Source organism: Variovorax sp. YR752, assembly GCF_943372545.1.
Map to the genome: position 1 here is coordinate 1 of NZ_CALRZC010000152.1, position 20,809 is coordinate 20,809.

Annotated in this window: 17 protein-coding genes; 6 read left to right on the top strand and 11 right to left on the bottom strand. The window is 69.5% G+C overall.

Translation table 11 applies throughout. From position 1 onward, the window contains the following. From rsgA to AAG801_RS27880, 3 genes are all read right to left on the bottom strand, one after another. A partial coding sequence (gene rsgA / locus AAG801_RS27870; protein WP_341891295.1) for a ribosome small subunit-dependent GTPase A occupies positions 1–900 on the bottom strand: 900 nt, incomplete at its 3' end. Beyond that, positions 897–1,229 carry a 4a-hydroxytetrahydrobiopterin dehydratase gene (locus tag AAG801_RS27875; RefSeq protein ID WP_341891296.1) on the bottom strand — a complete coding sequence of 111 codons (333 nt, stop codon included), beginning with the start codon at positions 1,227–1,229 and terminating at the stop codon, positions 897–899. The genes rsgA and AAG801_RS27875, both read right to left, overlap by 4 nt. 3 nt (positions 1,230–1,232) lie before the next feature. Continuing rightward, entirely contained in the window at positions 1,233–2,504 is a 1,272-nt protein-coding gene (locus tag AAG801_RS27880) for a M48 family metallopeptidase (RefSeq protein ID WP_341891297.1), read from the bottom strand. Between the two features lie 66 nt (positions 2,505–2,570). Between AAG801_RS27880 and orn the strand changes: the two genes are divergently transcribed. Next, positions 2,571–3,143, top strand: coding sequence for an oligoribonuclease (gene orn, locus AAG801_RS27885; protein ID WP_341891298.1), 573 nt, complete (start codon positions 2,571–2,573; stop codon positions 3,141–3,143). An 18-nt stretch (positions 3,144–3,161) separates the two neighbouring features. On the opposite strand, the gene AAG801_RS27890 is transcribed toward orn, so the two are convergent. From AAG801_RS27890 to map, 4 genes are all read right to left on the bottom strand, one after another. After that, positions 3,162–3,710 (bottom strand): DUF2087 domain-containing protein, encoded by a 549-nt coding sequence (locus tag AAG801_RS27890; protein WP_341891299.1) that lies wholly within the window; start codon positions 3,708–3,710, stop codon positions 3,162–3,164. A gap of 170 nt (positions 3,711–3,880) precedes the next feature. After that, complete coding sequence (gene mnmH / locus AAG801_RS27895; RefSeq protein ID WP_341891300.1) at positions 3,881–4,936, bottom strand: tRNA 2-selenouridine(34) synthase MnmH; 1,056 nt, start codon at positions 4,934–4,936, stop codon at positions 3,881–3,883. Between the two features lie 10 nt (positions 4,937–4,946). Continuing rightward, positions 4,947–7,562 (bottom strand): [protein-PII] uridylyltransferase, encoded by a 2,616-nt coding sequence (locus tag AAG801_RS27900; RefSeq protein ID WP_341891301.1) that lies wholly within the window; start codon positions 7,560–7,562, stop codon positions 4,947–4,949. A gap of 46 nt (positions 7,563–7,608) precedes the next feature. After that, complete coding sequence (gene map / locus AAG801_RS27905; protein WP_341891302.1) at positions 7,609–8,412, bottom strand: type I methionyl aminopeptidase; 804 nt, start codon at positions 8,410–8,412, stop codon at positions 7,609–7,611. Between the two features lie 102 nt (positions 8,413–8,514). On the opposite strand from map, the gene purL reads away from it, so the two are divergent. The 3 genes from purL to AAG801_RS27920 are packed head-to-tail and all read left to right on the top strand — an operon-like array spanning position 8,515 to position 13,797. Next, complete coding sequence (gene purL / locus AAG801_RS27910; protein WP_341891303.1) at positions 8,515–12,510, top strand: phosphoribosylformylglycinamidine synthase; 3,996 nt, start codon at positions 8,515–8,517, stop codon at positions 12,508–12,510. A gap of 40 nt (positions 12,511–12,550) precedes the next feature. After that, positions 12,551–12,976: a hypothetical protein gene (locus AAG801_RS27915; RefSeq protein ID WP_341891304.1), complete on the top strand. Its 426-nt coding sequence runs from the start codon at positions 12,551–12,553 to the stop codon at positions 12,974–12,976. Continuing rightward, a complete protein-coding gene (locus tag AAG801_RS27920) occupies positions 12,973–13,797 on the top strand; it encodes a metal-dependent hydrolase (protein WP_341891305.1) in 825 nt (274 codons plus the stop codon). The genes AAG801_RS27915 and AAG801_RS27920 overlap by 4 nt, the downstream gene beginning before the upstream one ends. Here AAG801_RS27920 and ftsH read toward each other — a convergent pair. The 3 genes from ftsH to AAG801_RS27935 form a co-directional block, all read right to left on the bottom strand. Continuing rightward, entirely contained in the window at positions 13,770–15,623 is a 1,854-nt protein-coding gene (gene ftsH, locus AAG801_RS27925; protein WP_341891311.1) for an ATP-dependent zinc metalloprotease FtsH, read from the bottom strand. The two genes, AAG801_RS27920 and ftsH, sit on opposite strands and share 28 nt — an antisense overlap. Positions 15,624–15,687: 64 nt before the next feature. Continuing rightward, entirely contained in the window at positions 15,688–16,518 is an 831-nt protein-coding gene (locus AAG801_RS27930) for a helix-turn-helix transcriptional regulator (protein ID WP_341891306.1), read from the bottom strand. A 169-nt stretch (positions 16,519–16,687) separates the two neighbouring features. Next, positions 16,688–17,281 carry an NAD(P)H-dependent oxidoreductase gene (locus AAG801_RS27935; RefSeq protein ID WP_341891307.1) on the bottom strand — a complete coding sequence of 198 codons (594 nt, stop codon included), beginning with the start codon at positions 17,279–17,281 and terminating at the stop codon, positions 16,688–16,690. Positions 17,282–17,514: 233 nt separating this feature from the next. Here AAG801_RS27935 and AAG801_RS27940 point away from each other — a divergent pair, with 233 nt between their 5' ends. Together AAG801_RS27940 and AAG801_RS27945 are read left to right on the top strand one after the other, a co-directional pair. Then, positions 17,515–18,162, top strand: coding sequence for an iron-containing redox enzyme family protein (locus tag AAG801_RS27940; protein WP_341891308.1), 648 nt, complete (start codon positions 17,515–17,517; stop codon positions 18,160–18,162). Further along, entirely contained in the window at positions 18,159–19,145 is a 987-nt protein-coding gene (locus tag AAG801_RS27945) for a crotonase/enoyl-CoA hydratase family protein (RefSeq protein WP_341891309.1), read from the top strand. The genes AAG801_RS27940 and AAG801_RS27945 overlap by 4 nt, the downstream gene beginning before the upstream one ends. 55 nt (positions 19,146–19,200) lie before the next feature. On the opposite strand, the gene AAG801_RS27950 is transcribed toward AAG801_RS27945, so the two are convergent. Next, on the bottom strand, positions 19,201–20,809 hold a 1,609-nt coding region (locus AAG801_RS27950; RefSeq protein WP_341891310.1), incomplete at its 5' end, for an ATP-binding protein.

Here is a 20,809-nt window from a genome sequence, read left to right on the forward strand (position 1 = left end):
GCTGCGCGACAGCTCGTCGCGGATCTCGCAGTAGATGCGATGCCGCGAGGCGGTGATCGCGCCGCGTTCCACCGCGGCCAGCACGCCGCAACCCGGCTCCTGCACGTGGGTGCAGTTGTAGAAGCGGCAGTGGGTCGACGGCTCGCGCAGGTCGGGCATCAAGGCGGCGAGTTGCTGCACATCCACCTGGCGCAGGCCGAACTCCTGGAAACCCGGCGAGTCGATCAGCGCCGTCGTGCGCGCGTCGTCCAGCCAGTACCACTGCGTGGTGGTCGTCGTGTGACGGCCCGAGTTGAGGGCGTGCGAGATGTCGCCGACCTGCGCGCCCGCGTCGGGCACCAGCAGGTTGATCAGCGTGCTCTTGCCGGTGCCGCTGGGGCCGAGCACCAACGTGGCCCGGCCCGCCAGCAACGGTGCCAGCAGCGTGCGGCTTGCCTCCGGACGGGCCTTCAGCGCCATCTCGTGCACCGTGATGCCCATCGCGGCGTAGGGCGCCAGGCGCTCGCGCGCCGTGCCGATCGCCGGCAGGTCGGCCTTGTTCAGAACGATCGCCGCGGGAATGCCGGCGGCCTCGGCCGCGATCAGCGCGCGCGCCAGCTGCGATTCGCTGAACACCGGCGCTGCCGCCACCAGCACCAGCAACTGGTCGAGGTTGGCGGCGAAGGACTTGGTCTTCCAGTCGTCCTGCCGGTGCATCAGGTTGCGCCGTGGCTCGAGTGCCTCGATCACGCCTTCGCCTTCGGAGGTGGGCATCCAGCGAACCCGGTCGCCGACCACCGCCTCGCTCTTCTTGCCGCGCGAGCTGCATTGCAGCCGACGGCCCTCCGGCGTCTCGACGATGTAGTGGCGGCCGTGGCCGGCCACCACCAGCCCGAGGTCGAGTTCGGCGTGCTGCGTCAAGCGACGAAGGCCACCAGCGCGTCGGCCTTGGCCGCGCAGATGAAGTCGTTGATCGAGATGCCGCCGACCGAGTGGGTGTCGAAGCGCACCACGCAGCGGTCGTAGAAGACCCGCAACTCGGGGTGGTGGTCTTCGGTGTTGGCGATCCAGGCCAGCGCGTTCACGAAGCCCATGGTCTCGTGGTAGTTGCGGAACGAGAAGGTCTTCTCGATCGCACCGTTGGCGAGCTGCCAGCCGCTGAGCTGCGCGAGATGGTCGTGGATTGCCTCCGGGCTCATCGGGGCGTGGCCCTCGAGGGCCTGGCAGCGCTGGTGGAGGAGATTGGTCATGGATCAGGCCGTCTGAAACTTCATCGCCGCCAGTCGTTCCGACGCCGGCGGGTGCGAGTAGTAGAACTTCACGTAGACCGGGTCGGGCGTCAGCGTGGCGGCATTGTCCTCGTGCAGCTTGAGCAGCGCGGTGGAGAGGTCGGCGCCGCTGGCCTGCTGGCAGGCATAGGCGTCGGCCTGGAACTCGTGCTTGCGCGACAGGTTGGCCAGCAGCGGCGAGACGAAGAAGCCGAACACCGGCGCGACGAGCAGGAACAGCAGCAGCGCCAGCGCATCGTTCGGTGCGCCGATATTCGGCTGCACGCCCAGCCCCTGGTAGAACCAGGCCTGGCTCGCCAACCAGCCGAGCAGCGCGAAGCCGGCCAGGCTGATGCCGAACATCGCGACGATGCGCTTGAGCACATGCTTGTGCTTGAAGTGGCCGAGTTCGTGCGCCAGCACGGCCTCCACCTCGCTGGGCGTCAGCTTGCTCAGCAGCGTGTCGAAGAAGACCACCCGCTTGGCGGCGCCGAAGCCGGTGAAGTAGGCGTTGGCGTGGGCCGAGCGGCGGCTGCCGTCCATCACGAACAGACCCTTGGCGGTGAAACCGCAGCGTGCCATCAGCGCCTGCACGCGGGCTTTCAGCGACTCGTCGGCGAGCGGCTCGAACTTGTTGAACAAGGGCGCGATGACGGTCGGGTACAGCACCAGGATCAGCAGGTTGAAGCCCATCCACGCGGCCCAGGCCCACAGCCACCACAGCGATCCGGTGGCGCCCATGATCCACAGGATCAGTGCGGCGATCGGCAGCCCGATCAGCACGCCGACCAGCAGGCCCTTGAGCGCGTCGACCAGGTAGAGCTTCCAGGTCATGCGGTTGAAGCCGAAGCGCTGCTCGATGCGGAAGGTGCTGTAGACCTCGAAGGGCGCGTCGAGCAGGCCGCCGACCAGCGCGAAGGCGGCCAGCAGCGCCAGCTGGTAGCCCATGTCGCCCCAGCGCGGCTGGATCGCCTCCAGCACGGCGCCGTTGAGCGCGTCCAGCCCTCCCAGCAGCGTCCAGCCGAGCAGCACCGCGGCGCCGAAGGCGGTGGACAGCAGCCCGAAGCGGCCCTTGGCGAGCGTGTAGTCGGCGGCCTTCTGGTGGGCGGCCAGCGGGATGGTCGCGGCGAACGCCGCCGGCACGGCATCGCGGTGCGTGGCGACGTGGCGCATCTGGCGCGTGGCCAGCCAGTACTTGATCGCCAGCGAGACGAGCAGCGCGGCGACGAACAGCGAAGTCAGGAGCAGGGCTTGCATGGCCGCAAGTGTAGAACTGCGAGAATGCCCCCTGGCCAAGGCCCCCACTCTCCATTGCAGATATTCATGAGCGACGACACCCCGACCACGACCCTCGCCATCAGCGACCAGAACCTGGTCTGGATCGACCTCGAGATGACCGGCCTGGTGCCGGAGCGTGACCGGGTCATCGAGGTGGCGGTGGTCGTCACCGACGCGCAACTCAACCACCGCACCGAAGGCCCGGTGTTCGCCATCCACCAGAGCGACGCCACGCTCGACGCGATGGACGCCTGGAACAAGGGCACGCACGGCCGCAGCGGGCTGACCGAGCGTGTCAGGGCCTCGACCATCGACGAGGCCGAGGCCTCGGCGAAGGTGATCGAGTTCCTCAAGCGCTACGTGCCGGCGGGCAAGTCGCCGATGTGCGGCAACAGCATCTGCCAGGACCGCCGCTTCCTGGCCATCCACATGCCGGCGCTGGAGGCCTTCTTCCACTATCGCAACCTCGACGTCAGCACGCTCAAGGAACTGGCGCGGCGCTGGAAGCCCGAGATCCTCGGCGGCTTCAAGAAGGCGCAGGCGCACACCGCGCTGGCCGACATCCACGAGTCGATCGAGGAGCTGGCCTACTACCGCGAGCACTTGCTCGCGAAATAGTCGGCAAAGGGCCGGGCGTCAGCGGCGCTCGCGCAGCGCGCGCATCAGCGCCATCGCCTCGGCGTCGGGGCGGCGCGGCAGCTTGCGGTACTCGGCGCCGCCGTCGGTGCGGGCCAGCATCTTCATCTCGACCAGCTCGCGGCGCAGCGTGCAGTGGTCGCCGAAGAGGTGCCAGGCCTTGAGCACCTCGTTGACCTCACGCTCGCTGTAGCGGCGCTTCGCATCGAAGCGCATCCACAGGCCCCACAGCATCAGCCGCTGCACGCTGAACTTGATCGGCCAGCGGGTCAGCCGGCCCTGGGCGTCGAACTGGCGCAGCGCCTTGGCGGCGGTGTCGCTGAGCGCGGGCGCTGCCGGCGGCACCTCGGTCGCGGGGGCAACCACCGGTGGACGCGCCTTCAGGCTCTGGAAGTTGCGGTGGCCGGCGGCGCGCGCCAGCATGTTGAGCAGCTCGACGTGGCCGGGCAGGCGGTGCAGTTGCTCGTGGGTCTGCTTCAGGTCGCGGGCGAGCGACTTCGCGAAGCTGGAGATGTCGGCCGCGTGCAGCGGCGTGTCGGTGCGGGGCATGAGGGTCTTTCGTCATCCATGCGCCAAGCTCGTTGCCGAGCCGCCGGGGGTTGCCGACTTCCGGCCCGGCGCACGTGAGGACGTGACCAAGCACTTGATTCAATGGCAGGTTTAGCTCGCTGAGGACAGCGCGGCAACGCCTGGGTGAACTGCCGACCGGAGCGGTGATTCTAGAGCGTTGCGATGCGCTGCGCCGCGGCATCCAGGCTGGCCGCGCTGCCGTCCCACTCGATCGCCGCCAGCGGCTGCCCGAAGCCGGCGAAGTTGCGCTTCATCGACTGCAGGTAGACCGGGTCGTAGTGGCTGACGAGCAGGTCGCGCACCACCTCGCGGGTGCGGCCGGCACGCGCCGCCTCCTGCCAGCCGTTGACCACCTCGTGGCCGCGCAGCACGCGCAGCGCGTCCAGGCGCTGGCAGAAGGTCTCGGTGTCGCGCACGAAGAAGTCGTAGTCCTCGATCAGCAACTGCACGCGGCCTTCGAGCGACAGCTCGAGGCGGATGCAAGGCGATGCACGCATGCGCTCGATGAGCTTCTCGGGCACGCGCAGGTCGCCGACCTTCTTGCTCTCGCTCTCGACGATCACCGGCCTGGCCGGGTCGAAGCGGCGCAGCGCATCCCAGACCCTCGACTCGAACTGCTTCTGCCCGGGCTGCGGGCTGCCGGGCACCAGGCCGAGCACCGAGCCGCGATGGTTCGCCAGCAGTTCCAGGTCGAGCACCTGCACGCCGAGTTCGGCCAGGCGCTGCAGCAGCCGGCTCTTGCCCGAGCCGGTGACACCGCACACGATCCGGAAGTCGAAGCGCTGCGGCAGTTGCTCCAGCGCGGAGATCACCGCGCGCCGGTACTCGCGGTAGCCGCCCTCGAGCAGGTGCACACGAAAGCCGATGGCCGACAACACGGTGGCCAGCGAGCCGCTGCGCTGGCCGCCGCGCCAGCAGTAGAGCAGCGGCGCCCAGTCCTTGGGCTTGTCGATCGCCTCGCGCTCGATGTGCGCGGCGACGTTGCGCGCCGCCAGCACCGCGCCGCGCTTGCGCGCCGTGAAGGGCGACACCTGCTTGTACTCGGTGCCCACCAGCGCACGCTCGGCGTCGTTCAGCGTCGGCCAGTTGATCGCGCCGGGCAGGCGGTCCTCGGCGTATTCGCTCTCCGAGCGCGCGTCGATCACCGCGTCGAATTCGGCGAGCCTGGCAATGGCCTGATCGGCGGGAATGGTGACCAGCGGCATGCGGGCCGCCTCAGGGGCTGATCGCGTCGAGCAGTTCGCTCTCGATCGCAATCTGCTTCTTGTTCTGCTGCAGCGCCGAGCCGTCGATCAGGAAGGTGTCTTCCACCCGCTCGCCCAGCGTGGTGATCTTGGCCAGCTGCAGGTTGACGTGATGGCGCGCCAGCACGCGGGCGATGGCGTAGAGCAGGCCCGAGCGGTCGCTGGTCGACACGCCGAGCAGCCAGCGCTGCGCCTTTTCGTCTGGCCGCAATGTGATGCGTGGCGTGATCGGGAAAGACTTGACGCGGCGCGACAGGCGCCCGCGGCTCGGCTCCGGCAGCGGCCCGGTGCCGGCCAGTGCCAGCACGAGCTGCGTCTCGACCAGCGAGATCAGGTCGCGGTAGTGCGCGGCGTCGTGGCCTTCGAGCTGCGGGCTGGTGACCTGGAAGGTGTCGAGCGCGTAGCCGCTGCGCGTGGTGTGCACCTTGGCGTCGAGGATGTTGAAGCTGGCGCCGTCGAAGTAGCCGCAGATGCGGGCGAACAGGTCGGGCCGGTCGGGCGCGTAGACCAGCACCTGCAGGCCTTCGCCGAGCGAGGAGGGCCGTGCCTTGACCACCGGCTCGGTGGCCGCGACATGGCGGAACAGCGAGCGCGCATGCCAGGCGATGTCGCCGGCGTCGTGGCGCGCGAAGTAGCTGACCTCCAGCGTCTTCCACAGCGGCCCCTCGGTGTCGGGCAGCATGGAATGCAGGTTGAGCAGGTGGCGCGCCTCTTCCTTGCGCGCCTCGATCTCGGCGTCGAGGTTGGGCTTGGCGCCGCCCAGCGCGCGCAGCGTCCAGCGGTACAGGTCTTCCAGCAGCTTGCCCTTCCAGGCGTTCCACACCTTCGGGCTGGTGCCGCGGATGTCGGCCACCGTCAGCAGGTACAGGCCGGTCAGGTAGCGCGGCGTGCCGACGCGCTTCGCGAAGTCCTGGATCACCTCCGGGTCGGAGAGGTCCTCCTTCTGCGCGATGCGCGACATGCGCAGGTGCTCGTGGACGAGGAACTCGATCAGCGCCGCGTCGTCGCGGGCTATGTCGTGGTCGCGGCAGAAGCGGCGCACTTCGCGCGCGCCGAGCTCGGAGTGGTCGCCGCCGCGGCCCTTGGCGACGTCGTGGAAGAGCGCGGCGACGTACAGCACCCAGGGCTTGTCCCAGGTCAGCGCGAGCTGGGTGCAGAACGGGTACTCGTGGGCGTGCTCGGGGATGAAGAAGCGGCGCACGTTGCGCAGCACCATCAGGATGTGCTGGTCCACGGTGTAGACGTGGAACAGGTCGTGCTGCATCTGCCCGACGATGCGGCGGAACACCCACAGGTAGCGGCCCAGCACCGAGGTCTGGTTCATCAGCCGGAAGGCGTGCGTCTGGCCTTCCTTCTCCTGCAGGATCTGCATGAAGGTGGCGCGGTTCACCGGGTCGTTGCGGAACTCGGCACCCATCTGGTCGCGCGAGTTGTACAGCGCGCGCAGCGTTCGCGCCGACAGGCCCTTGACGCCCACCGTCTGCTGGTAGGCGAGGAAGGTCCTGAGGATCGCGTGCGGGTGGCGCTGGTAGAGGTCGTCGCTGGCCACTTCCAGCATGCCGCCACGCTCGAGGAAGTGCTCGTCGATCGGCCGCATCGGCTGGTCCTGCGAGTCGTCGACGCGCTCCTGGATGTTGAGCATCAGGATCTGGTTGAGCTGCGCCACCGCCTTGGCCGCCCAGTAGTAGCGGCGCATCAGCACCTCCGAGGCACGCTGTCCCGGCGTCGACTGGTAGCCGAAGCTCTCGGCCACCGCCGTCTGCAGGTCGAACACCAGCCGGTCCTCGCGGCGCCCGGCGATCATGTGCAGCCGCGCGCGGATCAGCTTGAGCAGCCCTTCGTTGCGCTGCAGCTGCTTGACCTCGAAGGGCGTGATCAGCCCCTTGCCGGCCAGCTCGCTCCAGTTCTTGCCCAGGCCCGCGGCGCGCGCCACCCAGATCACCACCTGCAGGTCGCGCAGGCCGCCGGGGCTTTCCTTGCAGTTGGGCTCGAGCGCGTAGGGCGTGTCCTCGTACTTCTGGTGGCGCTGGATCATCTCCAGCGTCTTGGCGCGCAGGAAGGCCTTGGCGTCCATCGCCCGCGTGTTGGCGTGGCGGAAGGTGGTGAACACGCGCCGCGAGCCGCACAGGTAGCGCGATTCGAGCAGCGCCGTCTGCACCGTCACATCGCGCTCCGCCTCGGCGATGCATTCGTCGACGGTGCGCACGCTGGAGCCGATCTCCAGGCCGATGTCCCAGCAGGCGGTGATGAAGCCTTCGATCGCCGCCTGCGTGGCGGCAGCGTCACCGTCGGGCTGCCGCACCGAGGCCGGCGGCAGCAGCACCAGCACGTCGACGTCGGAATGCGGGAACAGCTCGCCGCGACCGTAGCCGCCCACCGCCAGCAGCGCGGCGCCAGCCGGCATGCCGCAACGCTCCCACAGCGACACCAGCGTGCCGTCGACATGCCGGGCCAGCGCCTTGAGCAGCCGCGTGGCCGCGGGCGCGCTGGCGCGCGAGGCCTTGAAGTGGTCGAGCAGCTCGGCCTTGCCCTGGCGGAAGTGCGTGCGCAGCTCGGCGATGCTCGCCGGCGCGGCAGTGGCCTGCACGGGTTCGGAAATGGCGGCCGCCACGGTCGTGCCCCGAGAGGCCGCGTCAGCCCGCGACAAAGGCCGGCGGCGGCGGACTGCCGGCTGACAGCGTCAGCACCTCGTAGCCGGCGTCGGTCACCAGCACGGTGTGCTCCCACTGGGCAGACAGCGAACGGTCCTTGGTGACGATGGTCCAGCCGTCGCCCATCTCGCGGATGTCGCGCTTGCCGGCGTTGATCATCGGCTCGATGGTGAAGATCATGCCCGGCACCAGCTCTTCCAGCGTGCCCGGGCGGCCGTAGTGCAGCACCTGCGGCTCTTCGTGGAACTTGCGACCGATGCCATGGCCGCAGAACTCCCGCACCACCGAGAAGCCGTTGCTCTCGGCGAAGGTCTGGATGGTGTGGCCGATGTCGCCCAGGCGAGCACCCGGCTTCACCTTGGCGATGCCCTTCCACATCGCCTCGTAGGTCATCTGGCACAGCCGCTTCGCGGCGATCGAGCCTTCGCCGACCACGAACATGCGGCTGGTGTCGCCGTGCCAGCCGTCCTTGATGACGGTGACGTCGATGTTGACGATGTCGCCGTTCTTCAGCGGCCGGTCGTTCGGGATGCCGTGGCAGACCTGATGGTTGATCGAGGTGCAGATCGACTTCGGGTAGGGCGTGTAGCCGGGCGGCGCGTAGTTCAGCGGCGCGGGCACGCCGCCTTGCACCTCGACGATGTGGTCGTGGGCGAGCTTGTCCAGCGCCTCGGTGGAGGCGCCGGGCTTCACGTGCGGGGTCAGCATGTCCAGCACCTCGGAGGCGAGGCGCCCGGCGATCCGCATGCCCTCGATGTCGGCTGCGGTCTTGATCGTGATCGTCATGGGGCGGGATTATCTCATCGGCCACGTAAAATCCCGGGTCTCCACCGGGGCGCCCTTGCCCCGAGGCCGGCCTTCCCCACCCTTCCATCCGGACAGCGACGCGTGAGCTCCAGCCCCCAGCACCTGTTCCACTTCGAGGGCGGCAACGCGCTGTCCGCCTTCCGCGCACAAGCGCTGCTGCCCCGCCTGCAGGCCGTGCAATCGCGCATCACTGCCGTGCATGCGCGCCATGTCCACTGGGTGTGGAGCGACCACCCGCTGGCCGCTGCCGAGCACGACAAGCTCGAGGCGCTGTTGCGCTACGGCGATCCGTACGCCGGCCCGGCCGGGCCGGGCGAGGGCGCGCTGCTTGTGGTGGCGCCGCGGCTGGGCACCGTGTCGCCCTGGGCCTCCAAGGCCACCGACATCGCGCACAACTGCGGCCTGGCCATCCGCCGCGTCGAGCGTGTCAGCGAGTTTCGCCTGACGCTCAGGAGCGGCCTGCTCGGCGGCGCCAAGGCGCTGACGGACCACGAACTGCAGCAATGTGCCGCGCTGCTGCACGACCGCATGACCGAGAGCGTGCTGGTCGCGCGCGACGAGGCGCGCCACCTGTTCGACGAGCAGCCCGGCAAGCCGATGGAACATGTCGACGTGCTCGGCCGCGGCAAGGCCGCGCTGGAGGCCGCCAACACCGACTTCGGCCTGGCGCTCAGTGACGACGAGATCGACTACCTGGTCGCCGCCTTCACCGGCCTCGCGCGCAACCCGACCGACGTCGAACTGATGATGTTCGCGCAGGCGAACTCCGAGCACTGCCGCCACAAGATCTTCAACGCCCAGTTCACCATCGACGGCGTGGCGCAGGAGAAGTCGATGTTCGGCATGATCCGCCACACCCACCAGCTGGCGCCGCAGCACACCGTGATCGCCTACAGCGACAACGCCAGCGTGATGGAGGGCCACGAGGTCGAGCGCTGGCTGCCGCAGGGCTACACCAACGCGCCGGTCTACGGAGCGCGCCGCGACACCGCCCATGTGCTGATGAAGGTGGAGACGCACAACCACCCGACGGCGATCTCGCCCTTCCCGGGGGCGGCCACCGGTGCCGGCGGCGAGATCCGCGACGAAGGGGCCACCGGCCGCGGCTCCAAGCCCAAGGCGGGGCTGACCGGCTTCTCGGTGTCGAACCTGCACCTGCCCGGCACCAGCGAGCCCTGGGAGCAGCAGCCCTACGGCAAGCCCGAGCACATCGCCAGCCCCTTGCAGATCATGATCGACGGCCCCATCGGCGGCGCCGCGTTCAACAACGAGTTCGGCCGGCCCAACCTGCTGGGCTACTTCCGCGTCTACGAACAGACGGTCGACGGCGTGCGCCGCGGCTACCACAAGCCGATCATGATCGCCGGCGGCCTGGGCACGATCTCGTCCACGCAGACGAGCAAGATCGAGTTTCCGGCCGGCACGCTGCTGGTCCAGCTCGGCGGGCCGGGCATGCGCATCGGCATGGGCGGCGGTGCGGCGAGTTCGATGGCCGCCGGCGCCAACGCCGCCGAACTCGACTTCGACTCGGTGCAGCGCGGCAACCCGGAGATCCAGCGCCGCGCGCAGGAGGTCATCAACCACTGCTGGGCGCTCGGCGAGGCCAATCCGATCCTCGCCATTCACGACGTCGGCGCGGGTGGCATCAGCAATGCCTTCCCGGAACTGGTCGACGGCGCGGGCAAGGGCGCTCGCTTCGATCTCTCCAAGGTGCCGCTGGAGGAGTCCGGCCTGGCGCCCAAGGAGATCTGGTGCAACGAGAGCCAGGAGCGCTACGTGATGGCGGTGCGCGCCGACGCGCTGCCCTTGTTCCAGGCGATGTGCGAGCGTGAGCGCTGCCCGTTCGGAATCGTCGGCGTGGCCACCGATGCGAAGCAACTGATCCTCGAAGAGCCCGGCACCGACGACAAGCCCATCGACATGCCGATGGAGGTGCTGCTCGGCAAGCCGCCGCGCATGCACCGCGACGTCGAGCGCGTGGCGCGCACTGCCGAGCCGCTGAAGCTCGACGGCGTGGCACTCGAGACGGTCGCCTTCGACGTGCTGCGTCACCCGACCGTGGCCAGCAAGCGCTTCCTGGTCACCATCGGCGACCGCACGGTCGGCGGCCTGAACCACCGCGACCAGATGGTCGGCCCCTGGCAGGTGCCGGTGGCCGACTGCGCGGTGACGCTGGCCGACTACGCTGGCTTTGCCGGCGAGGCGATGAGCATGGGCGAGCGCACGCCGATCGCCTCCATCGACGCACCGGCCGCCGGCCGCATGGCGGTGGGCGAGGCGATCACCAACCTGCTGGCCGCGACGATCGAACTGCCGCGCGTGAAGCTCTCCTGCAACTGGATGGCGGCCTGCGGCGAGGCGGGCGAGGACGCGGCGCTGTACGACACCGTCAAGGCCGTTGGCATGGAACTGTGCCCGGCGCTGGGCATCAGCGTGCCGGTCGGCAAGGACTCCCTGTCGATGCGCACGCGCTGGAGCGAGGGCGGGGCGGCGAAGCAGGTCACCGCGCCGGTCAGCCTGATCGTCTCGGCTTTCGCATCGATCGCCGACGTGCGCCCGACGCTGACGCCGCAACTGCAGCCGGGCGATACGACGCTGGTGCTGGTCGACCTCGGCCAGGGCAGGAAGCGCATGGGCGGCTCGATGCTGGCCCAGGTGCTGAACCAGTTCGGCAACGAGGTTCCCGATGTCGACGATCCGGCGCAACTCAAGGCGCTGGTCGCCGCGGTCAACCAGCTGCGCAGCGAAGGCCGGCTGCTCTCCTACCACGACCGCAGCGACGGCGGCCTGTGGGCCACGGTCTGCGAGATGGCCTTCGCCGGCCATCTCGGTGTGGACCTCAACGTCGATCTGCTGGTCACCGAGGGCGACGGCATCGCCGACAGCCGCGCCGAGTACGGCGACTCGAAGAACTGGGCCGCGCAGGTGAGCGCACGCCGCCACGAGCTGACGCTGCGCGCGCTGTTCAACGAAGAACTCGGCGTCGTGCTGCAGGTGCCCACCGCGGTGCGCAACGAGGTCATGCAGACGCTGCGCGCGCATGGTCTGTCGAAGCACAGCCACTTCATCGGCAAGACCAACCCACGCGGTGTGGTCGAGGTCTGGCGGGACACCAAGGTCGTGTTCAGCGCCTCGCTGCGCGATCTCCACCAGGCCTGGGACGAAGTCAGCGGTCGTATCGCCGCCCTGCGCGACAACCCGGCCTGTGCCGAGGCGGAGCACGCCGAGGCCGGCCGCGCCGGCGACCCCGGCCTGCACCTGCACCTGACGTTCGACCCGGCCGACGACGTCGCTGCGCCCTTCATCGCCAAGGCCAGGCCGAAGGTCGCCATCCTGCGCGAGCAGGGCGTCAACTCGCACGTCGAGATGAGCTACGCGATGGCCAAGGCCGGCTTCGAGACCTTCGACGTGCACATGAGCGACCTGCAGTCCGGCCGCGCACGGCTGGACATGTTCCAGGGTTTCGTCGCCTGTGGCGGCTTCAGCTACGGCGACACGCTGGGCGCGGGCGAGGGCTGGGCGCGTTCGGTGATGTTCAACCCGGTGCTGGCCGACCAGTTCGCCGCCTTCTTCGGCCGCCCCTCCACCTTCGCGCTGGGCGTCTGCAACGGCTGCCAGATGATGGCCGCGCTGGCGCCCATCATCCCCGGCGCACAGGCCTGGCCGAAGTTCACGCGCAACCGCAGCGAGCAGTTCGAGGCGCGGCTGTCGCTGGTCGAGGTGCTGGACAGCCCGTCGATCTTCTTCACCGGCATGGCGGGCAGCCGGCTGCCGATCGCGGTGGCGCACGGGGAAGGCTTCGCCGACTTCTCGCAGCGCGGCGATCCGAAGGCAGTGCCGCGTGCGATGCGCTTCGTCGACCACCACGGCAAGCCGACCGAGGCCTACCCGGCCAACCCGAACGGCAGCCCGGACGGCCTGACCGCGGTGACCACCGCCGACGGCCGCTTCACCGTGCTGATGCCGCACCCGGAGCGGGTGTTCCGTAATGTGCAGATGAGCTGGACGAGCGGCGACTTGAGCCAGCTCAGCCCGTGGATGCGCATGTTCCGCAACGCGCGTCGCTGGGTGGGCTGAAGGCTGTCACACTGAAGGCTCTGATCGCGGAGGCATCACCATGGCAGGTACCGACACGCCCACCTGGGACCCGGCGAGCTGGCTGAAGCAATGGACCTCGGCCATGCAGCTGGCGCCGAACACGCTGGTGCAGCCGATCCTGCCGGGCTGGACGCTGAACGTGAACGCCTTCAACAGCAGTTCGCCGCAGACCGAGGCCGAGGTGCTGAGCAAGCACAGCTACGGCCGCCAGCTCGGCCGCATCAGCGAGGCGCTGGCCGTGCTCGTCGAGGTGCGCGACCCGAAGGCCGCCGACGAACGTTTCGCCGACTTCCGCACGATGAAGGCCGAGATCGACGAGATCAAGGCAGGCAATGCGCAGGCGCGTGTCGAGCGGTTGCTGGCTGACCTGGACCTGCTCAAGGTGCTCGATTCGGCTGCCCATGCCCGCTTGAAGGACGAGTTGAAGAAGAGGATGCCGAAGTGACCGGACTGGTCGTCCGCCGCCTGCTGATCGACCTGGAGGCGCCGTTCGCACGCCAGTGGAATGGCGGCGACGCCTTTCGCACGGCGTGGTTCAACGCGCTGTCGATGAGCTTCCCGGTTGGCGAGCAGTTCTTCATCGACTCGGTGAAGCTCGGCCTCAAGGCCCTGCCGGAGCACAAGCGCGAGTCGATGGCCGCGCAGGTGCAGGGCTTCATCGGCCAGGAAGCGACGCACCGGCGCATCCACGCGCTGTTCAACGCCCAGCTGGCGCAGCAGGGGCACGTCAACGCCTGGGCCGAGCGTGCCGAGCGGCGCCTGAAGCGGCTCGAGGGGCTGGACCCGCGCCACTGGGTGGCGGCCACCGCGGCGACCGAACACATCACGGCGATCTTCGCCGAGTGGATGCTCGACCATCCCGACTGCCTGCGCGGCGCCGAGCCGCGCCTGGCCACGCTGTGGACCTGGCACGCCTGCGAGGAAGCCGAACACCGCAGCATCGCTTTCGACCTCTACCGCGCGCTCGGCGGCAACGAGGTCTGGCGCGCGCGCTTCATGCGCATCGTCACGTTCAACTTCCTGGCCGATGTGTTCCGCCAGACGATCCGCAACCTCTGGCACGACGGCGAACTGTTCAGGCTGCGCACCTGGCGCAGCGCATGGCGGCTGCTGTTCGCGCGCGGTGGCCTGATCCGCAGCATCTACCGCCCCTGGAAGCGCTACTTCGCTGCGGACTTCCACCCGAGCCAGCAGGACGCATCGCGGGCCGAGCGCTGGCTGCGCGAGAACGGGCAGGCCTACACCGTGGTCGGCGGGGCTGCCTGAACGTCAGGGCCGCGCAGCGGCGCGGTGAGTTCGCGCAGATCGTCTTCGGCCAGCGTTTCCCGTTCGAGCAGCCGATCGGCACCGCGCTCCAGCACGGCGCGATGCCGCGTGAGCAAGGCCGTAGCGGTCACGAAGCCGGCGGCCACGATGCCGGCCACGGCGGCATCGATGCGCCGCATCGTCTCTTCCGACAGCGTGCGCGGCGCGGCGCCGCCAAGCAGTGCCAGCTCGGGCGTGGCCGCGCGCGGCGGCTCGTAGGCCACGTGGCCGAGGCCCTCGTCCATGCCATAGCGCGTGACCATCTCGCGGGCGATGTCGGTGGCGCGGGCGAGGTCGTCGGCGGCGCCTGTGGAGAGCTCGCCCAGCACCAGCATCTCGGCAGCGCGGCCGCCGAGCAGCACGGCGACCTTGCGCTCCAGCTCGGTGCGCGTCATCAGGTAGCGGTCTTCGGTGGGGCGCTGGATGGTGTAGCCGAGCGCGCCGATGCCGCGCGGGATGATCGACACCTTGTGCACCGGGTCGCTGCCGGGTTGGGCGAGCGCCACCAGGGCATGCCCCATCTCGTGGAAGGCCACCGCGCGGCGCTCCTGCGGGTTGAGCACGCGGCTGCGCCGCTCCAGGCCGGCGACGATGCGCTCCACCGCGGTGGTGAAGTCGGCCAGCGTGACCTCCTGGGCGTGGCGGCGCGTGGCGGCGATGGCCGCCTCGTTGACCAGGTTGGCCAGGTCGGCGCCGCTGAAGCCGGCGGTGATGCCGGCCACCTCGTCGAGCTTCGCGTCGGCGGCCAGCTTCACCTTGCGCGCGTGCACCTTCAGGATGTCCAGCCGCCCCTTGCGGTCGGGGCGGTCGACCAGCACCTGGCGGTCGAAGCGCCCGGCGCGCAGCAAGGCGGTGTCGAGGATCTCCGGCCGGTTGGTGGCGGCCAGGATGATCAGGCCCGAGGAGGTGTCGAAGCCGTCCATCTCGACCAGCAGCTGGTTGAGCGTCTGCTCCTTCTCGTCGTGACCGCCCAGGCCCGGAAAGGCGCCGCGCGCGCGGCCCAGCGCGTCGAGCTCGTCGATGAAGATGATCGCCGGCGCCTTCAGCCGCGCCTGCTCGAACAGGTCGCGCACGCGTGCCGCGCCGACGCCGACGAACATCTCGACGAACTCGCTGCCCGAGATCGAGAAGAAGGGCACGCCCGCCTCGCCGGCCACCGCCTTGGCCAGCAGTGTCTTGCCGGTGCCCGGCGGGCCGACCAGCAGCACGCCCTTCGGGATGTGCGCGCCGAGCCGGCCGTACTCCTGCGGGTGCTTGAGGAAGTCGACCACTTCCCTGAGGTCTTCCTTGGCCTCGTCGACACCGGCGACGTCGGCAAAGCTCACGCCGGTGTCGGTTTCGACGTAGACCTTGGCGCGGCTCTTGCCGATCGCCATGAAGCCGCCCAACCCGCCGCCGGAGCGCTCGGCCATGCGGCGGATCACGAAGTACCACAGGCCGAAGAACACCAGCGCCGGCACGATCCACGACAGCAGGTCGCGCAGCAGCGGGCTGTCGATCGTGCGGGTGTAGGGCACGCCGTACTTCTCCAGCCGCGCGGCCAGGTCGGGCTCGACCCGCGTGGCCACCAGCGCGGTCTTGCCGTTCTCGGGCGACTTGAGCAGGCCGGTGATCGTGCGGTCGCTGACGCTGACTTCGGCGATGCGGCCCTCGGCCAGCGCCTGCTCGAGGGTGCTGTAGGGCACGGCCTCGATGCGCGAGGCGCCCTGCCACAGGCTCTGCGCCAGCAGGAGCAGCCCCAGGGCCAGCAGCCAGTAGCCGACGTTCCAGGTCTGGCGGCGGTCGATGTTCAGGGGCGGAGGCGGCATGCCGCGATGCTGGCAGGCCCGCGTGGCGCCGGCTTGACGTCGATCAGGCCGGCGGAAGGCTCGAGGCGAGGCGATGCAGCGCCTGGGTCGTGGCCTCGTCGGCGGGGAAGAAGGTCTCCAGCGCCAGTTCGGCCAGCGTGATGTCCACCGGCGTGCCGAACACGGTGATCGTGCTGATCAGCGTCAGCACGCCTTGCGGGCTGCGGAACTGCAGCGGCATCGCCACCGCCGGCGCATCGGCGGGCAGGGTGCCGCCGCCGGCATCCGGCGGCAGCGGATAGGCCGCGAGTTCCTCCGCCAGCGCAGCCAGCCTGGCATCACCGCTGGCGTCGACCTGCTGGCGCAGGCGCGACAGCAGGTGGTGGCGCCATTGGGCGAGGTTGACGATGCGCGGTGCCAGGCCCTGCGGGTGCAGGCTCAGGCGCAGCACGTTCAGTGGCGGTTGCAGCAGTTCCTGCGGCACGCCGGCCAGCAGCAGGGGGATCATGCGGTTGCCGGAAACCAGCGTCCAGTGCCGGTCGACCACCAGCGCGGGAAAGGGTTCGTGGCCCTTGAGCACCAGTTCGATGGCCTGCCGCGCGGCGGCCAGGGCCGGGTCGTCGAGGCGGTGCTCGGAGAACATCGGCGCGTAGCCGGCTGCGGTCAGCAGGCGGTTGCGCTCGCGCAGCGGCACGTCCAGCCGCTCGGCCAGGCGCAGCACCATCTCGCGGCTGGGCAGCGCACGGCCGGTCTCGACGCAGCTCAGGTGGCGCGTCGAGACGCTGGCATCGCCGGCCAGGTCGAGCTGGCTGAGCCGGCGCCGCTGGCGCCAGTCGCGCAGCAGTTCACCCACGGTCGACGAAGCGCTCGCGCCCAGCGGCAGGGTGGCGGACATGGCGGGCACGATAGCGCAGCCGCGGCAGCGTCGCGATGACCTGCGGGGTCATGGCGCGATGCACCCGTCGTTGGTCTGCACCGCCTGCGACGGGCATGGCCGGAGCATGCACGCCCGGGCCGCCTGCTGCGGACAAGCCCGTTGCGCGGTCTTTGAACGCGGCTTCCTGTCAGGCGGCGCGCCGGCCGAGCGCCGACATCTTGCCCAGCCAGCTGGCGCGGCCGTCCTCGTCGAGGCCGTCGACCATGCCGATCAGCGTCTCGTGCACCGGCGCGATGCCGACGAAGCCGAGGATGTTGCGCTCCAGGCTCCTGACGCTGTGGGCGCGGAAGTAGAAGCGGTACACCAGCGCCGGCAGGCCCATGGTCACCACCACGCGCGCCGAGCGGCCGGACAGGCCCTTCTGCCCGAACGGGTTGCCGCCTTCCTTGCGGAACGCGAATCCGGGCCGCGCGACCTGCTCGAGGAAACCCTTGAGCAGCGCCGGCATGTCGCCCAGCCACAGCGGAAAGAACAGCACGAGGTGCTGCGACCAGGCGATGTCGTCCTGTGCCTTCTGCAGTGCCGACGGAAGTGGCCCGTGCTCCCATTCCGTCTGGCTGCGCAGCAGCGGGAAGTCCAGCTGTGCCGGCGTGACCGTGCGCACCTGGTGCCCGGCCGCGGTCGCCGCCGACGCGTAGGCATGCGCCAGCGCGTGACCAAGGTGGTTCTCGGTCACGTCCGGATGGCCCTGGATGACAAGGATTCGACGGTTCTCGCTCATGCTGTGGCTCCAGGGGCTCAGCCCTGCGCAGATGCTCGCGCGAACGCTGCATTGCGCCTTTGCGATCCGGCAAGTGCGCTGCACACTGCGCGCTTCGCCTGCACCGGTGCGATCCGCGCACCCTGTCAGACCTGACTATTGGTGCGACGACCTTCCTTGCACACAATCGAGGAAAGCGGGTCGTCAGGCATTGGGCCGAAGGCGAACCCGACACACCGTCGTTGGAGCACTGAATGAGCATGTTCTTTGCGGATCTCGTGGTCCGCACCGATGAGGCACGCCGTGCCTTCGAGACGCACCCGGTGGTGCTGGATGCCGTGGCCAAGGGCCTCTCGCTGGAGCGCTACCGCACGCTGCTGCTCGAGCTGTACCACGTGGTCTGGCACTTCAACCCGATCAGCGCGGCCGCCGCCAGCCGCATCGGCGACGCGCACAAGCAGGTGCGCTACTTCCTGTACGAGCACATGCACGAGGAATCGGGGCACGAGGAATGGGTGCGCAACGACCTCGAGGCCGTCGGCGTGTCGAGCGCGGCCACCGAGGCGCACGCGGCCTCGGCCTACACGCGCACGCTGGTCGGCTACAACTACTGGGCGGCCGACAGGCACCATCCTTGCTCGGTGCTGGGCATGCTCTACACGCTCGAGGTGATCGCGTCGGTCTACGGCGGGCCTTTCGCCTCCGCCATCAAGGAGGCGCTGCTGCTCGAGGGCGAGCGTGGCGTGTCCTTCATCAACTCGCACGCCACCATGGATGCCGAGCACATGGCGGACCTGCGCAAGATCCTCAACACCCTGGACGACCCGATCGCCTGCGAGGCGATCGTCGATGCCACGCTGGTCAACTTCCATCACTTCACGCGCATCATCGAACAGGTATGACGTCCCAGGTTTTCGACGCGGCCGGACTGCCGCGACTCCTCTCCCGGCCGTACAAGTACCTTCGCCTCGAGTGGACGGGCGAACTCGGCATGCTGCGCGTGCGCACCTGCGTCAAGCCGATCCAGTGCTACAGCCTGGCGGGCATGACCGAGTTGCAGCGCATGCTCGACGACATCGTGCAGAACCCCGGCCTGGTGCGCCACTTCGTGCTCAGCTCCGACGTCACCGGCGTGTTCAACTTCGGCGGTGACCTCGCGCTGTTCGTGCTGCTGGTGCGCGCGCAGGACATCGACTCGCTGAAGATGTACGGCCGGCGCTGCATCGACCTGGTCTGGTGGATGGAGACCGCGGCCGCTCGCGGCGTGCACACCACCGTGCTGGTCCAGGGCGACACCCTGGGAGGCGGGCTGGAGTCCGTGCTGCCGTTCCACAAGGTGATCTTCGAGCGCAGCGCTCAGGCCGGCTTCCCCGAGGTGCTGTTCAACCTGTTTCCGGGCATGGGTGCCTGGCAGTTCACCATCCGCAAGGCCGGCTTCGCCGTCGCCAACGACATGATCCTCTCGGGCCGGCTGTTCACGGCCGAGCAGTTGCTGCGGCGCAGCCTGGTCGATGCGGTGGTCGAAGACGGCGAGGGCGAGGCCGCCATCCTGGATGTGGTGCGCGCCGTCGACCCGCGTCTGCGCGGCACGCTGGCTGCGCTCCGGGCTCAGCGCATGGCCGCGCCGATCACCTACGAATCGCTGCTCGAGGCGGTCGATCTGTGGGCCGAGACGGCGCTGACACTGACCACGCGCGACCTGCGGTTGATGGAGCGCCTGGCGCGTGCCCAGGTGCGCAAGGCCGGCGGCGCCGAGGAGGGCGCGGTGGAGGAGATCAAGCGCATCGAGCTGGACACCGCGTGGGGCGAGCTGCGCAGCGGCAACACCGGCTTCGGCGAGGAGCACGAGCGCGGCACCGGCCTGACCGCCTGGGGCGCACTCTAGGGCCTGTTCGCACTCCGGGGCGCGTCCGGCGTGCTCGCCGGACGAGCGGCTCAGGTCACAACCAGGTCGAAACGATGTCGCGCAGCTGGTCGCGTGTGTAGGGCTTGGCGAGGTGGGCGTCCATGCCCACCTCGAAGGCGTGGGCTGCATCCTCGTCGTAGGCGTTGGCGGTCAGCGCGACGATCGGCGTGCGCGGCAGCCGCTGTTTCACCTCGCGGGCGCGGATGTGCTGCGTTGCGGTGTAGCCGTCCATCACCGGCATCTGGCAGTCCATCAGAACCAGGTCGACGGCGCGCCGCGACAGCACGTCCAGCGCCTCCACGCCGTCCTGCGCCTCGATGCAGTCCAGGCCCAGCGATTCGAGCATTTCCTCCGCGATGATGCGGTTCACCGGGTTGTCCTCGACCACCAGCACGGTGCCGGACAGCCGCGAAGGCAGCGGATCCAGCGGCGTCATCGCCGAGTCGTTGGCGTCGACCTCGGGCGGGTCCGGGTCGATCTCCAGCGACAGTTCGAAGTGGAAGCGCGAGCCGCGGCCGCTCTGGCTCTCCAGCTCGATGCGCCCGCCCATTGCCTCGACGATCTTCTGGCTGATCGCCAGGCCCAGGCCGGTGCCGCCGGCGCGGCGGCTGCGCGAGCCGTCGACCTGGTGGAAGGGCTGGAAGAGCTGGTCCTGCGCTTCGAGCGGCACGCCGATGCCGGAGTCGACCACCTCGAAGCGCACCCGCGCGCGCTCTGCGTTGCCGCCGCGGCCCGGCTGCAGCCGCAGTGCCACACCACCGCGCTCGGTGAACTTGATCGCGTTGCCCACCAGGTTCAGCAGCACCTGCTTGAGCCGCTGCGCGTCGCCGAGCACGCGGTTGGGCGTGTCCGGGTCGATCTCCAGCACCAGCGCCAGTCCCTTGGCCTCGGCATTGGCGCGGAACAGAGCGACCACCGACGACGCGCTGGCATGCAGTGACAGCGGCGTGCGCGCCAGGCTGAGCTTGCCGGCCTCGATCTTGGAGTGGTCGAGCACGTCGTTGAGGATGCTCATCAGCGATTCGCCCGACGACGCCGCCGTCTTGACCAGGCGGCGCTGCTGCGGATCGAGCTTGGAGCCGCGCAGCAGTTCCAGCGCGCCGAGCACGCCGTTCATCGGCGTGCGGATCTCGTGGCTCATGGTGGCGAGGAACTGCGACTTGGCCATGTTGGCCGCGTCGGCCGACTCCTTGGCGCGCTTGAGCGATTCGTTGGCCGCCTCGGCCTTGGCGTTGGCGCGCTGCAGCGAGGCATTGGCGGCGTCGGCCTCCATGCCGTGGCGCACGGCGCGTGTGGTGATCGCGGTGAACTCGTGCGCAGCGCGAAACATCGTCACGCCGAAGATCACCACCATGAACGCAATGGGCACTGAGCGTTCGCCCTCGCCGAGCGCGTTGACCAGGGCGAGCGAGCCGAGCTGCGGCACGGTGAGAAGTGCAAAGGAGCGCCCCACCAGCGGCATGAAGTACGCGGCGACCGCAACCGAGCCGCAGACCATGATCACGAAGGCGGTGGCGAAGGTGCCCTGCAGGTGGACGTAGACGCCCCAGGTCGCGACCACCCACAAGGCGCCGGCGGTCGCGGAGTTCGCCTGCAAGCCGATCTGGGCCCGATGCAGGTCCGACTCGGCCAGGGGCGTCGGG

Excerpts from the sequence above, each read along its gene's own strand:
- mnmH (WP_341891300.1), bottom strand. The coding sequence starts at position 4,936 with ATGCCGCTGGTCACCATTCCCGCCGATCAGGCCATTGCCAGGCTCGCC.
- AAG801_RS27915 (WP_341891304.1), top strand. The coding sequence starts at position 12,551 with ATGGCAGGTACCGACACGCCCACCTGGGACCCGGCGAGCTGGCTGAAG.
- map (WP_341891302.1), bottom strand. The coding sequence starts at position 8,412 with ATGACGATCACGATCAAGACCGCAGCCGACATCGAGGGCATGCGGATC.
- orn (WP_341891298.1), top strand. The coding sequence starts at position 2,571 with ATGAGCGACGACACCCCGACCACGACCCTCGCCATCAGCGACCAGAAC.
- AAG801_RS27880 (WP_341891297.1), bottom strand. The coding sequence starts at position 2,504 with ATGCAAGCCCTGCTCCTGACTTCGCTGTTCGTCGCCGCGCTGCTCGTC.
- AAG801_RS27940 (WP_341891308.1), top strand. The coding sequence starts at position 17,515 with ATGAGCATGTTCTTTGCGGATCTCGTGGTCCGCACCGATGAGGCACGC.
- AAG801_RS27875 (WP_341891296.1), bottom strand. The coding sequence starts at position 1,229 with ATGACCAATCTCCTCCACCAGCGCTGCCAGGCCCTCGAGGGCCACGCC.
- AAG801_RS27935 (WP_341891307.1), bottom strand. The coding sequence starts at position 17,281 with ATGAGCGAGAACCGTCGAATCCTTGTCATCCAGGGCCATCCGGACGTG.
- AAG801_RS27890 (WP_341891299.1), bottom strand. The coding sequence starts at position 3,710 with ATGCCCCGCACCGACACGCCGCTGCACGCGGCCGACATCTCCAGCTTC.
- AAG801_RS27945 (WP_341891309.1), top strand. The coding sequence starts at position 18,159 with ATGACGTCCCAGGTTTTCGACGCGGCCGGACTGCCGCGACTCCTCTCC.
- AAG801_RS27930 (WP_341891306.1), bottom strand. The coding sequence starts at position 16,518 with ATGTCCGCCACCCTGCCGCTGGGCGCGAGCGCTTCGTCGACCGTGGGT.